Origin of the sequence: Bacillus sp. FSL K6-1218 (assembly GCF_038006445.1) — a bacterium.
GTDB classification, from domain to species: Bacteria; Bacillota; Bacilli; order Bacillales; family Bacillaceae_G; genus Bacillus_A; species Bacillus_A thuringiensis_S.
In genome coordinates, this window is sequence record NZ_JBBOVE010000001.1 from 2,937,206 (window position 1) to 2,949,563 (window position 12,358).

The following is a 12,358-nucleotide window of genomic DNA, read 5'->3' on the forward strand; positions in this document are numbered from 1 at the left end:
CCTTACCTAAAAATGTCATACACTCTCATTTTACTATAACATTTTTTCACTGTTTTTATAATATTTAGACTAAATTTCAAACATGAAAAAGTTTTATGTAAATAAATCCGTTACAATGTATGAACTCCAGAATTTATTGAAAAACTATGTATAAATCGGAGGTGTAAATTTTGAATGATTTCACAGTAGTGCTTATCAAGTTTATATCGTGCATTATCGCATTTAGTATTGGGCTTGCTTTATTTTTCCCTGCAACGTTCGTCCAAATCATTTCATTCAGTCTCTTTGTTACAATTGTATCCTACATGTTCGTTGATAAAATTATTTTAAATCGAATTGGCAATACTGGTGCCATTATGACAGATTTCTTATTAACGTATTTAAGCGTTTGGATTTTTGGTAATATTTTATTAGACAACTATATGCAAATTGCATGGGGCAGTATCCTTTCTGCCATCGTCTTCACTTTATCTGAAGTAATCGTTCATCGCTTCTCTAACTCTCATACAAGGCACAACAATGATAACATTCGTATTAATCGCCGCTTTGCATATGGTACGGAGTTTGCTGAAGAACAAAATATATTGGATAAAGATAAGAAGAAGTAACGTTTTAATGCGGGAGCGCCCTTTTTAATTATGTGGTGCTCCTCTTTTGTGTATTTTCATTATGGTACGTGAAATTATAAAAACGATTATTTCAAAATATCGACTTACCGACAATATTTGACGCTATTTTTCCCAATAAAAAACTGCCTCTTATTTAGAGGCAGCCACTTTCAAGTCTTTTAATGCAACAACATCCGCAAACGCTCCCAATACTGCGTTATGATGTTTCATAATATCTTCAGCACGTAACACTTCTGTATCAAATGTACTATGCGCATCACTCACTAACGTTACTTTATATCCTTCACTACATGCTCTGCGTGTTGTCGTATCTACACAATACTCTGTTTGCATTCCTGAAAGAATAACGTGTTCAATTCCTTTTTCTTGTAACACTTCGCTTAAGTTTGTCTTATGGAATGAATCTGGCGTCGTCTTTTCAACGATATTGTCCCCTTCTTGCGGAGCGATGGCCGCATGGATTCGCCAACCATCTGTACCTTTTTCTAACGGATGATCTTTAGGTCCGTTATGTTGGACATAAATAACCGGAATATCATTTGAACGACATTCCCCAATAAGCTCTTGTAATGTTTGTAAAAACTTTTCCCCATTATGTACTGGCATTCCAGCTGTATACATCCCCGCTTGCACATCAATTACAATTAATGCTTTTTTCATTTCGCACATCCCCCTTTGTTTGTATAAGCCATTATTATTGTTTATATTCCATCATCCAACAATCTTCTAATTTCCCCTCATGCAACTCATGTTCCTTTAAAATCTTTACTTTTTTAAATCCACTTTTTTCATAACACTTTATTGCCCGTTCATTATTTACTTTCGGATCCATTGCAATTGCTTCTGCTCCCATTTCACCCATAATATATGTAATTGCTGCCTGAACGAGTTTTGTTCCAATTCCCTTTCCCCAATAGGCTGGTTCACCGATAAATTGGTCCATACCCCATACATTTTGTGATTCTTTATAGCCATATAACGCTTTCCACTCTGAATCCACTGGATACATTTGTATGTAACCAATCGGAATGGTATCAAATTCTATTAAACATCTTTTTTCATTACTGTTTGGACTATGTATAAAATGATCAAGCACCTTTTCTACAGATTGCGGATTATCTCGTCCTTCGTAATACCGCAGGACTGCTGGGTCCGTTAACCATTTAGAAATGATAGATGCATCATCTTCCATTACGTATCTAATCAATAAACCTTCTTTTTGAAAAAGCATATTATACCTCTATTATTCCTTTATATTTTTTCTTGCTGTTACATCTTTCATTGCACCTACTAATGCATATGGTAGTAATGTAATCGCAAAAAATGCTGTAAATACGTTAAATTGCGGGATTGTATAGAGTGTGAACCATTCAGTGAAAAATTGAGAATTTAATATTCTATTAAAAAACTCTCCGCCTGGCCTAAAGTTTGGTACCCACCCAGTTATTTCACACAAAATAAACAGTAACTGAACAATGAAAAATGCCCCTAGATAGCGAAACCATGTCCGCTTCCATATTGGTTGTGCATTTTTTAATGTATCTCCCATCTAACCCCCTCCTTAAATATCCATCATATTGATTATACACTTTCTCCACGTTATTTGTTAAAATTTTCTATATAATCAATACTGTTGGGGGAATGCATTATGTCTAATCCTATACTTACATCCACTTTAATCATTCTTAGAGGAAACTCTGCAAGTGGTAAAACAACAATCGCAAAGCAACTACAAGAACATTTCGGACAAGGGACACTTTTAGTATCACAGGATGTTGTACGTAGAGATATGCTTAGAGTACACGACACAATGGGTAATTTATCACATGATTTACTATTTGAAATTACGAAGTACGGAAAAGGAAAATGTGAATTTGTTATTTTAGAAGGTATATTGAACAGTCATAGGTATGGTGAGATGTTAAAAGAATTAATTCGTTATTTTGATGAAAATGCATTTGCATATTACTTTGATTTATCATTAGAGGAAACTATTAGACGACATAACACAAGGGACAAACGACACGAATTTGGTGAAGATTCCCTACAAAAATGGTATAATCCGCACGATACTATTAAGGTTGCCAGAGAAACTATTTTTACAGATAACTTTACGCAAAAAGATATATTTGATGCAATTCTTAATGATGTTGCGATCAAAAAACAAGCCTAACATATTATGTTAGGCTTGTTATGTATTTTGTATTTCAGTTTTTATAATTAAACAATCTATACATAAATAATAGTATATATTCATTTCCCCAAACTGGAAATCAACTACTGAAATAAGTCCACGTTCCTCAATATCTTGAGTAATTGTAGCAACATATTTCATCTCTTTCGCACAAGTTGGACACGCCAAATCCTTTGGAAGATCATCATATAACGGTACCCCTAATAATCTACATACATATTCAGAACCGAACAAGTCAAAAGCTTCCCAGTAACTATCTTCATCTATAGGTATATCTTCATTTTTCATATTTATAAGCTTTACCGTTGTTTTTGGTAATGAAACTGGTAACTTATATTCCTCTTCCATTATCCATTCTTCTGTATTTTGCTGCTGTATGATTTGAACTGTTTTCCCTCCATCACTTAACTGAAAATATTGCGGTTCCCATACCATCGCGCAGTTTAAACATGAAACGAATGGTAAAATATTTAGTTCATTACTTTTAAGTTCAGCAAGTCTCCCATCTTTTAAATCAAAACAGAGAATTTGATGCATCTTTTCACCGCATAACTTACATACTGGCAAATTACAATCTTGACCGCCAAAGTAATGATTATATGAACCTCTTCCTTCAATTACTCTATACCCTTTCCTTTCTTTGCAATGTGCACCATATAATTCTGTTGTCATATTCTATCCTCGCCTTTTATAAGAGTGATTCACAAAATGATAATAATTAAGACTAAAAAGCATCGTCTTCCTGAATAGTTTCCATAATAAATTCTTTTAAACTCGGACATATTTCTTCCATTTCGTCATCCGCGTGATACCAAATATATATTTGATCATCCATTTTTCCATTATTTATTTTAAAGCACAATTTATCCCCTGAACCATCGTCACCAATTATGATAAGGTTTTCTGAAATATACTCATCTCTCATGTCAACATTTTGTCTAACTATATCATCCCAAGTTTTCGTTACATTTCTATTATCTTTAATCGGATATAGTACCCATTCCCCTATTTCAGCATTATTAACTAATTTAATAAGATCCCTATATTGATTTGGGAAAGCAGCACCTAACTTTTCTTCAGTTTCTTTTATTTGCAGCTCCAATACACCTTGTTTCTTTATTTCAATATATTCTCTTACTTCTTTCATGAAATACACCTATCCTTTGAACTTAATTACACTATTATGAGTGACAGTGTTTAGTAAACGATTTGATCCAATTTATACATTTCATTATACGTTAATCCTTCGTTTTCAACATACTACTCTTCTCTACTTCTCAATAAACTTCTGTTCTACTTCCTTACCTCATTCTTAATAGTTTTATTTTCTAAACATCATACATTTTTTATGTTTTGTTACAGGTTTAGTAATAAGCCATTTAAAAATCCTATTATCCTTCTACTAAAAAAATAAAAGCCAGCCTCAATAAAGAGAACTGACTTCTATTTGGATAATTATTGTTACTATAAAATTTTCACTTTAACAGTTTGTCTTCCCCAATTCATAGCTTTACTTTTTGAACCCATTAAAACATCAATACGATTACCTTTAATTGCACTTCCAGTATCACCAGCGATAGCTTCTCCATAACCTTCTACCCATACTTTAGATCCTAATGGGATTACTTTCGGGTCAACTGCGATAATTCTCATATTCGGATTTGCCGTTAAATCATGCCCCATCGCAGTTAAAACGCGTCCACCATATGTACCATTTTCACTTGGATCAGCAGTATACGCTGTCGCTACTACCGTTAATTCACGTTTAGCAGACTGTATGTTGTTTTTAGATGCTTCTTTCGCTCTCTCTTCTTCTTTAGCTTTTGCTATTTCTCTTGCTTTTTCTTCTTCTTTAGCTTTTGCTATTTCTCTTGCCTTCTCTTCTTCTTTAGCTTTTGCTATTTCTCTTGCCTTCTCTTCTTCTTTAGCTTTTGCTATTTCTCTTGCCTTCTCTTCTTCTTTAGCTTTTGCTATTTCTCTTGCCTTCTCTTCTTCTTTAGCTTTTGCTATTTCTCTTGCCTTCTCTTCTTCTTTAGCTTTTGCTATTTCTCTTGCTTTTTCTTCTTCTTTAGCTTTTACTATTTCTTGCGCTTTCGGTTCTTCTTTGACTTTTGCCTCTTCTTTAGGCTTTACTATTTCTTGCGCTTTCGGTTCTTCTTTGACTTTTACCTCTTCTTTAGGCTTTACTGTTTCTTGCGCTTTTACTTCTTCTTTGACTTTTGCTTCTTCTTTAGGCTTTACTATTTCTTGCACTTTCGGTTCTTCTTTAACTTTTACTTCTTCTTTGACTTTTAACTCTTCTTTAGGCTTTACTATTTCTTGTGCTTTCTCTTCTTTTTTAACTTTTACTTCTTCTTTGACTTTTAACTCTTCTTTAGGCTTTACTATTTCTTGTGCTTTCGTTGTTTCTTTCGCTTTTGCTACTTTCTGCGTCTTTACTTCTTTCTTTTCTTTAACTGATTTTTGTACTTTCGCTACTTGCTTCGTTTTCTCTTCAGTTTTCTTTTCAGTTGGTGCTGTACTTGATAGGAAAGAAACGTTTGCATAAGCAGTTTTTCCTTTATACTCAAATTGCAGCCATCCGTCTTTTACTTGATGCGTTGATTCAATTACATCATCTTTTTTTAGTCTGCCAAGAATTTCTGAATCCGTGTTTGCTTCAGTACGTACATTTAACAAATTCGCCGTTACATGATACACATCTTTTGTAAACTCCGAACTTACAAACACTTCTTTACCGTTCAATTCAATTTTTGACCAGCCATCTTCGGTATTTATGACTTTTAACTCTTGCCCATTCTTTACTTTTTCGACCACTTTTGATTCTGTAGTCGGTTTTTCACGTACGTTAAGTACATCTGCTGTTACAATTGTTTCTGCGGTAGCAGTTGTGGTAAACGCCCCCAATCCAAAAACAGTTGCTGTTGCTGCGCCAATTACTTTTTTCATATTAGCCTCCATTAAATTTTTTTGAATTTTACCAAATGCCTTCGTAAAATTGTATAATCTTACATAATATCAAAACATTTGCAACAGTATATTAATATTGTTTAATATACTGTTATTAAAACTCCTTACTCCAATACTATCAAATTCTCATTTCTAATTCTATATATTATAAATCTCCTTATCTTTTATAAAAGCTCCATGCCCTTCTTCACACTAAATAGTTGTAGCAATTCCCGCCAAAAATAAACTTACGATTGCTAAAATTTGAGTAGCGACTATAGCCCCTCTTAAATGAAACTTATAATCTTTATATCCTTTCATACCTTCCGTACTAGGAATCACAACAAACCTTGGAGTAATCCAGCAAAAAATTAGCCAATCAATTATAAGTAAATCTACTAAATTGAAAATCATTAAAATACCAAAAGTGTGTAAATAGGCATCCATATACATTAATTTTTCATGCTTATGTAGTATATATGTAGAAATGAAAGGAGTACCGAAAAGAATAGTATTATATAAAATATTAAAATAAATGGTTTGCTTTTTTTCATGAATCGATTTTGGAAAAACTACTTTTTGAATATCTTTCGGATAATCAGTTAATGAAAGTCGAGGATTATAATATAAGGACCCTAAAATCATTACGGATAGTACAATAGACATGATGACACCAACGTACATCATTTGCTCAAATTGATTCATATGCTGTATTCACCCTTTTCTGTAATTACTATGATGGTCATTCACTTAATTACATATTGTATGTACGTACATAATCAAAAATTAACAACTAGCTTTAATAGCAAAGCAAAATTGTTGCAATGCAAATGCAAATTTAATACAGTGGAAGCCTAATTGATACAGATAGGATTGGTGAAACCTATGAAAATTGAACATATTGCAATTTGGGTAAATGACTTAGAATGTATGCGTGATTTTTATATAAAATACTTTAATGGTAAAGCAAACTCGTTATACCATAATGAAATGAAACAATTTGAATCTTATTTTATTACGTTCGAATCTGGAGCAAGGCTTGAACTTATGCGTAAAAAAGGGGTTGCAAATAAGCCTAATTTAAACATAACTGGCTATGCTCATATGGCTTTTTCTGTCGGTAGTGAAGAACGAGTGAATGAACTGACAAAGGTGATAAAAGATGCTGGTTATCCTTTATTAAATGGACCACGTTTTACTGGAGATGGCTATTATGAAAGTGTAATAGGTGATCCAGAAGGCAATCAAATAGAAATTACGATTTAACTTACCCTTTTTTACCACCTCCATATTTTCCCACGGATTAGGCGGTGCTGTTGCTGAGGTGCCAAATGGGGCAACTGCTTACTTTTACCGAAAAGGCACTATCAAACATGTCAATATTCGCTACTTGGGAGCAACCAGAAGGTGCTGGTGGAAGTATTCGGTGGGTTGAAGACTTCCGCTTGGCAATGCTTCCATTTACAAAAGGTGTCTACGTTAATACGCCTGACCTATCCATTAAAAATTGGCTAGATGCATACTTCAGTTGTAACTTTGACCGATTAATGAAAGTAAAAGCGAAATATGATCCGAAAAATGTTTTTAACTTTCCGCAAAGTATTCCGCTTTTTTAAAATATACACTCCACCTAATCTATCTAAATGCAAAACATCCATTTTTTAAAATGGATGTTTTGTAAAAAGAAGTTTACATAATATAATTATCAATTACTTATACCGAATAACTATTCAATCATCGAAAGTAAAACGTTCTCAAGCTCTTTTTTAGACAGCATACTATCATTTATATACACTTGATATGCATTTCTCCCTTCCCTTGCTGGCACAACTATTTTCATTGCCCTTACATTCGATTCTTTATACTCACCGAATGTAACGTCATAGCCATTTAATTTATATTTCTTTATATCTCCAGTAAAATTAGGCCCTCTTTCAGATGGTTTATCAAATGGTCTATCAATAAAGTAATCTTTATATTCTCCTTCAACAATTTCTAATTGATAAATTGTAAAACCTTTTTGTACAACTTCTACTAATTCACTTCGTGTTTCTTTATGTAAAATAGCTTCATCCATTATGTAAGGCCGATCTTGTTCATACATTTTCTTCTTTTCAAAGATTCGAAATCGTCGCCACGATTTACGACGCCAATCCTGTACTTCCTTGACAACTAGTCCATGTAACCAAAAACGAAATGAACGATTTATATCATAGTTTGTTATGGACTTCCACATATTGATGTACACTTCATTAACTATATCGTCTACATCTTGGTTTTGACTTCCTACTAAAAATACTACTGTTCTATAAATATCTTTACATGTATATTCATAAATAATTTGAAAGGCTTCTTGGTCCCCAGACCCCATTTTATATAGCCATTCCTTTAATTGTACTTCATCAAAAGCTCCGTTCCCCTCTCATGATCTTTCACACTATATTCGCTCGTTTTTCACAAAAGGTTCATTTTACATGAAAATTTATTTATTACAATAAAAATATAAGGTATATTTTTATGAAAAGGAGGAATTCAAGAATGAATACAGAGGATAAAATTTACGCTGAAAAAGTGTTGAAAAATCTCTTTATCGGATCACAAGTTGATGGATTACAATTTGGTATTTCTCCAGGCGCTATAAAGATTCATTTCACAAACTTTCACGACTCAGTTGATTATGACGGACAATTATATATCAATATCGAATCCAAATGGTGTTTATTTAATAAACCTCAAAAAAGCTACCCATTAAATGAAGATGAATTTGAAGTTTATTCTGTGAAAGAAGAATATGAAAGAATATTTAAGATAAGAAGACAAAAAGTTACCGATATACAACTTGGCTTAGAAATCCCTCATTTAATTATTAATTTAGAGAGCGGACAAATTATTTTTGTAAATGGTTTTCATGATTATTATGAATGTTGGCAAGCTGGTGTCCTATGTGAGCAATGGCTTGTAGTCGCTGCACCTGGGAATAAAATCGTCACTTGGACTCCTGATGAGTTTATCGATAAATAAACTGTTTTCACGAAGAAAAACCGAAAATATTTTATGAACTACATAACTATTTCTATTACACTTAAACGAATAGACATTTTACTTTAATAGAAATCATTTTATTAAATTTGAAAGGATAATAATGATGGCATGTGTCCATGATTTTGGAATAATTGACGAATTTAATTCTCAAAAAAGTTACAATGATTATACACCAGAGAAATATCATTGTATTTCTGTTAATGATGATATTATCAGTAGTTTAAATCAAAATTTATCAATTATGAAAACTTACTTTCATACAGTCAAAAATCAGGAATACGGTTTAGCTTATTGTGGTATTACAATTATCCCTCCTGAATCTTTAGCAATTTTCTATGAAACAGTTACATCTTCAAAGTTCCTCAGAAAATCTGATGAGCTGAATGAGTTAGCTTCAAAAATTGTACAAGCTGCAGCAGAACAGAAGTACATGATCCATTATGGGGTTTAAATGTAATTCAAAAAATGCTTAGGATTTCTCCGAAGCATTTTTTGTATGTTACTAATACATTTATTCCTTAACCATTTAGTCAATGCTTGAGCCTATGGTCCCTTCTTTTACAAGTGAGGGCGCCCATATTAATCTAAATAAGCGTCTCATTTCCAATCTTCCAGCTAAACCATCTCCCGTGTCCTTCTGTTTCTCCAACCGTTTCACGATATTCGTTTCCGTTAATATAATAATCAATATGAAGGTCACGATCCCACATATTGTTATACAGGTGGAATACATCACGTTTTGCGCCGATTTCTTGTATTTGTTTTTCTAATTTATGTTTAACTTGTTCTGGTATTTGATTTGCGACGTGTGTATGGAAAATACAAATAACAGCTTCTTCACTTATTTGTTCAATAATAGATGATAATAGCTCTACACCGTCTCCTTCTATTAATTGGACAGATTCATTTTTCACTAAAGATGCAGCTTGATCAAACATCTCAAGCCTTTCTTTATGTTCTGGCCAAATTAAAGCACGTAACCATAAATAATCTTCCTCATTATGTAAATCATTCACATGTAAGTCCAGTCCGATTCTTTCTACGACAGATGGGCTTTCTTTTAGAAAATGCGGTACATTCTCCCCTCTTATTTCAGAAGTTACATGCACATTTGAATTTATATTTCCGTACATTTCATCCGTCCCGTACGAATAACGATATTGGTCCCAGAACAGTTGCAACCCAGAACTTGTCCCAATTTCAATTAACGCTAACGGCTTCTTCACTTTGTTAAATATGTAGCAGAAACTTGGGTATAAGTATGCGCACCGTCTTACTTCATTTGTTTGAACGAGTTTCGTTTGTAACAAAGTAATGATTTCTTCTCGGTACTCTTTACAGAAATCTTTAAAATGATTAAAAGCTTTATCTAAATTTGTATCAGCATTTTCAACTAAACTACTATAATACGTTTTTAAATGATGTTCTTTCCCTGCTAGCAATAAATAATGTACTGCACCTAATAGTAAGTTTGGGACTGGTTGACCTACCTGAGCATAGGACGATAGTGTAAGTACTTCCTCATCTTCAGCAATTTCCATTGATAAATATTCATATAAATCACTTGACCCTTTACATTCCTTTATTGAAAAGTTTCGAAATAAGTTTGAAATTTGTTCTTTTGTACACATTAGAGTCCCTCCTTTTTATTTTTCAGAATAATCTTACCATTACAGAAAGAATAATCCCATAAAAAGGTACTCGATTTAGTCACTTAAGGATACGTAAGCTTTTTCGAGATAATTTCAAACTGTAATTTTTTTCTATTTACCACCTTAAAAGAGCTTGTTAAATAAGATTTTTAGCGAATAAAACGTTAAATAGTTTAAAATTATCAGATAACACTAGATATTTTAGTCTATTAATTATTATAATAGAGTATGAGATGGTTATATAATTGAGACAAAAAGGTATACACCTAGGTGGGGCCTAGGCGGTGTTTCTCTTTTACGGCTTAGACATAGAAAACACCTACACTTTTTTGCCAATATAGGGGATGGAGAGATTATCATGAGCAACATGCAGCAAAAAACAGACGTTATCTTAATTGGTGCAGGAATTATGAGTGCAACGTTAGGCTCATTACTAAAAGAATTAGCACCAGAATGGGAAATTAAAGTTTTTGAAAAACTCGCAAGTGCCGGGGAAGAAAGCTCTAACGAATGGAATAATGCAGGTACAGGGCATTCTGCGCTATGCGAACTGAACTATACTTCCGAAAAAGCTGACGGATCTATAGATATTAGTAAGGCTGTAAAAGTGAATGAGCAATTCCAGCTTTCAAGACAATTTTGGGCATATCTTGTAAAGAGCAAATTAATTCGTAATCCACAAGATTTTATTATGCCACTACCTCATATGAGTTTAGTACAAGGGGAAAAAAATGTTGAGTTTCTAAAAAACCGTTTTGAAGCGCTTTCAAAAAATCCACTGTTTCAAGGAATGGAATTTTCTGATGCTCCTGAAACATTAAAAAAATGGCTTCCACTCATTATGGAAGGTCGCACATCTAATGAACCGATGGCGGCAACGAAGATTGACTCTGGAACAGATGTTAACTTCGGTGCATTAACACGTATGTTGTTTGATTACTTAAAAACAAAAAATGTCGAGCTAAACTACAAGCATAGTGTCGAAAATATTAAGCGCACGAAAAATGGTTTGTGGGAAGTAAAAGTACACGATATGAATAGTGGTAAAATTGAGCATCATACTGCTAAATTCGTCTTTATTGGCGGCGGTGGCGGTAGCCTACCTCTACTCCAAAAGACTGGTATCCCTGAATCAAAGCATATCGGTGGCTTCCCAGTAAGTGGACTATTTATGGTATGTAAAAACCAAAAAGTTGTAGAGCAGCATCATGCGAAAGTGTACGGTAAAGCTAAAGTTGGCGCTCCGCCAATGTCTGTACCTCATCTAGATACGAGATATATAGACAATAAAAAAGCTTTACTGTTTGGACCATTCGCAGGCTTCTCACCTAAATTCTTAAAAACTGGCTCAAATCTTGACTTAATCGGTTCTGTAAAACCGAATAACGTCTTAACGATGTTAGCCGCTGGTGTAAAAGAAATGGGACTTACAAAATACTTAATTCAGCAAGTTATGTTATCACATGAAAAACGTATGGAAGAATTACGCGAATTCATTCCGAACGCGAAAAGTGAAGATTGGGATATTGTAGTTGCTGGACAACGTGTACAAGTAATTAAAGATACTGATGCTGGCGGTAAAGGAACACTTCAATTTGGTACAGAAGTAGTAAGTGCAGCTGACGGCTCAATCGCCGCATTACTAGGCGCATCACCAGGTGCTTCTACTGCTGTTCACGTCATGCTTGAAGTATTAGAAAAATGTTTCCCAAGCCGCATGGTAGAATGGGAAGAAAAAATAAAAGAAATGATTCCTTCATATGGCATTTCACTAACTGAAAATCCAAGATTGTTCCAAGATCTTCACACTTCTACTGGTCGTACACTTGGATTAAACGAAAAAGAAACTGTTCATAATTAATGCAGAAATAAAAAAACGTCCGATATATTCG

At 33.5% G+C, this 12,358-nt stretch carries 14 protein-coding genes and 2 pseudogenes; 7 read left to right on the forward strand and 9 right to left on the reverse strand.

The genetic code is table 11. From position 1 onward, the window contains the following. Window positions 1-170: 170 nt before the first annotated feature. Entirely contained in the window at window positions 171-608 is a 438-nt protein-coding gene (locus tag MHI26_RS14950; protein ID WP_061666502.1) for a YndM family protein, read from the forward strand. Window positions 609-758: 150 nt separating this feature from the next. Here the strand turns inward: MHI26_RS14950 and MHI26_RS14955 are convergent, their stop codons facing one another. Genes MHI26_RS14955 through MHI26_RS14965 form a run of 3 tightly spaced genes read right to left on the reverse strand, consistent with a single transcriptional unit; the run spans window position 759 to window position 2,178 of the window. Continuing rightward, complete coding sequence (locus tag MHI26_RS14955; protein ID WP_000709529.1) at window positions 759-1,289, reverse strand: cysteine hydrolase family protein; 531 nt, start codon at window positions 1,287-1,289, stop codon at window positions 759-761. Between the two features lie 34 nt (window positions 1,290-1,323). Further along, on the reverse strand, window positions 1,324-1,860 hold the full coding sequence (locus MHI26_RS14960) for a GNAT family N-acetyltransferase (protein ID WP_000898772.1): 537 nt from the start codon (window positions 1,858-1,860) through the stop codon (window positions 1,324-1,326). A gap of 12 nt (window positions 1,861-1,872) precedes the next feature. Beyond that, window positions 1,873-2,178 (reverse strand): YfzA family protein, encoded by a 306-nt coding sequence (locus tag MHI26_RS14965; protein WP_061666500.1) that lies wholly within the window; start codon window positions 2,176-2,178, stop codon window positions 1,873-1,875. A 99-nt stretch (window positions 2,179-2,277) separates the two neighbouring features. Here MHI26_RS14965 and MHI26_RS14970 point away from each other — a divergent pair, with 99 nt between their 5' ends. Further along, a complete protein-coding gene (locus MHI26_RS14970; protein WP_061666498.1) occupies window positions 2,278-2,802 on the forward strand; it encodes a kinase in 525 nt (174 codons plus the stop codon). A gap of 18 nt (window positions 2,803-2,820) precedes the next feature. On the opposite strand, the gene MHI26_RS14975 is transcribed toward MHI26_RS14970, so the two are convergent. From MHI26_RS14975 to MHI26_RS14990, 4 genes are all read right to left on the reverse strand, one after another. Then, a complete protein-coding gene (locus tag MHI26_RS14975) occupies window positions 2,821-3,495 on the reverse strand; it encodes a hypothetical protein (protein WP_061666496.1) in 675 nt (224 codons plus the stop codon). A 52-nt stretch (window positions 3,496-3,547) separates the two neighbouring features. Further along, window positions 3,548-3,970: an SMI1/KNR4 family protein gene (locus tag MHI26_RS14980; RefSeq protein WP_061666495.1), complete on the reverse strand. Its 423-nt coding sequence runs from the start codon at window positions 3,968-3,970 to the stop codon at window positions 3,548-3,550. Window positions 3,971-4,287: 317 nt separating this feature from the next. After that, complete coding sequence (gene entB / locus MHI26_RS14985) at window positions 4,288-5,772, reverse strand: cell wall-binding protein EntB (protein WP_340808736.1); 1,485 nt, start codon at window positions 5,770-5,772, stop codon at window positions 4,288-4,290. Window positions 5,773-5,985: 213 nt separating this feature from the next. After that, window positions 5,986-6,477 carry a hypothetical protein gene (locus MHI26_RS14990; RefSeq protein ID WP_001071234.1) on the reverse strand — a complete coding sequence of 164 codons (492 nt, stop codon included), beginning with the start codon at window positions 6,475-6,477 and terminating at the stop codon, window positions 5,986-5,988. A 180-nt stretch (window positions 6,478-6,657) separates the two neighbouring features. On the opposite strand from MHI26_RS14990, the gene MHI26_RS14995 reads away from it, so the two are divergent. Next, complete coding sequence (locus MHI26_RS14995) at window positions 6,658-7,038, forward strand: VOC family protein (protein ID WP_000687532.1); 381 nt, start codon at window positions 6,658-6,660, stop codon at window positions 7,036-7,038. A gap of 4 nt (window positions 7,039-7,042) precedes the next feature. Further along, a pseudogene (locus tag MHI26_RS15000) lies at window positions 7,043-7,388 on the forward strand (BBE domain-containing protein); the annotation flags it as partial. A 341-nt stretch (window positions 7,389-7,729) separates the two neighbouring features. On the opposite strand, the pseudogene MHI26_RS15010 reads toward MHI26_RS15000, so the two are convergent. Continuing rightward, window positions 7,730-8,143 (reverse strand): annotated as a pseudogene (locus MHI26_RS15010) (sigma factor); the annotation flags it as partial. Window positions 8,144-8,310: 167 nt separating this feature from the next. On the opposite strand from MHI26_RS15010, the gene MHI26_RS15015 reads away from it, so the two are divergent. Next, entirely contained in the window at window positions 8,311-8,793 is a 483-nt protein-coding gene (locus MHI26_RS15015; protein ID WP_061666770.1) for a hypothetical protein, read from the forward strand. 121 nt (window positions 8,794-8,914) lie between these two features. After that, window positions 8,915-9,265, forward strand: coding sequence for a hypothetical protein (locus MHI26_RS15020; protein ID WP_002094063.1), 351 nt, complete (start codon window positions 8,915-8,917; stop codon window positions 9,263-9,265). Window positions 9,266-9,398: 133 nt separating this feature from the next. Here MHI26_RS15020 and MHI26_RS15025 read toward each other — a convergent pair whose 3' ends face one another. After that, entirely contained in the window at window positions 9,399-10,445 is a 1,047-nt protein-coding gene (locus MHI26_RS15025; protein ID WP_061666769.1) for a DUF2332 domain-containing protein, read from the reverse strand. 379 nt (window positions 10,446-10,824) lie between these two features. Between MHI26_RS15025 and MHI26_RS15030 the strand changes: the two genes are divergently transcribed. After that, entirely contained in the window at window positions 10,825-12,327 is a 1,503-nt protein-coding gene (locus tag MHI26_RS15030) for a malate:quinone oxidoreductase (protein ID WP_000069138.1), read from the forward strand. Window positions 12,328-12,358 lie beyond the last annotated feature (31 nt).

What these genes read in the sequence shown, in the direction of transcription:
- MHI26_RS14955 (WP_000709529.1), bottom strand. Translation starts at nt 1,289, where the DNA reads ATGAAAAAAGCATTAATTGTAATTGATGTGCAAGCGGGGATGTATACA.
- MHI26_RS14960 (WP_000898772.1), bottom strand. Translation starts at nt 1,860, where the DNA reads ATGCTTTTTCAAAAAGAAGGTTTATTGATTAGATACGTAATGGAAGAT.
- MHI26_RS14965 (WP_061666500.1), bottom strand. Translation starts at nt 2,178, where the DNA reads ATGGGAGATACATTAAAAAATGCACAACCAATATGGAAGCGGACATGG.
- MHI26_RS14970 (WP_061666498.1), top strand. Translation starts at nt 2,278, where the DNA reads ATGTCTAATCCTATACTTACATCCACTTTAATCATTCTTAGAGGAAAC.
- MHI26_RS14975 (WP_061666496.1), bottom strand. Translation starts at nt 3,495, where the DNA reads ATGACAACAGAATTATATGGTGCACATTGCAAAGAAAGGAAAGGGTAT.
- MHI26_RS14980 (WP_061666495.1), bottom strand. Translation starts at nt 3,970, where the DNA reads ATGAAAGAAGTAAGAGAATATATTGAAATAAAGAAACAAGGTGTATTG.
- entB (WP_340808736.1), bottom strand. Translation starts at nt 5,772, where the DNA reads ATGAAAAAAGTAATTGGCGCAGCAACAGCAACTGTTTTTGGATTGGGG.
- MHI26_RS14990 (WP_001071234.1), bottom strand. Translation starts at nt 6,477, where the DNA reads ATGAATCAATTTGAGCAAATGATGTACGTTGGTGTCATCATGTCTATT.
- MHI26_RS14995 (WP_000687532.1), top strand. Translation starts at nt 6,658, where the DNA reads ATGAAAATTGAACATATTGCAATTTGGGTAAATGACTTAGAATGTATG.
- MHI26_RS15015 (WP_061666770.1), top strand. Translation starts at nt 8,311, where the DNA reads ATGAATACAGAGGATAAAATTTACGCTGAAAAAGTGTTGAAAAATCTC.
- MHI26_RS15020 (WP_002094063.1), top strand. Translation starts at nt 8,915, where the DNA reads ATGATGGCATGTGTCCATGATTTTGGAATAATTGACGAATTTAATTCT.
- MHI26_RS15025 (WP_061666769.1), bottom strand. Translation starts at nt 10,445, where the DNA reads ATGTGTACAAAAGAACAAATTTCAAACTTATTTCGAAACTTTTCAATA.
- MHI26_RS15030 (WP_000069138.1), top strand. Translation starts at nt 10,825, where the DNA reads ATGAGCAACATGCAGCAAAAAACAGACGTTATCTTAATTGGTGCAGGA.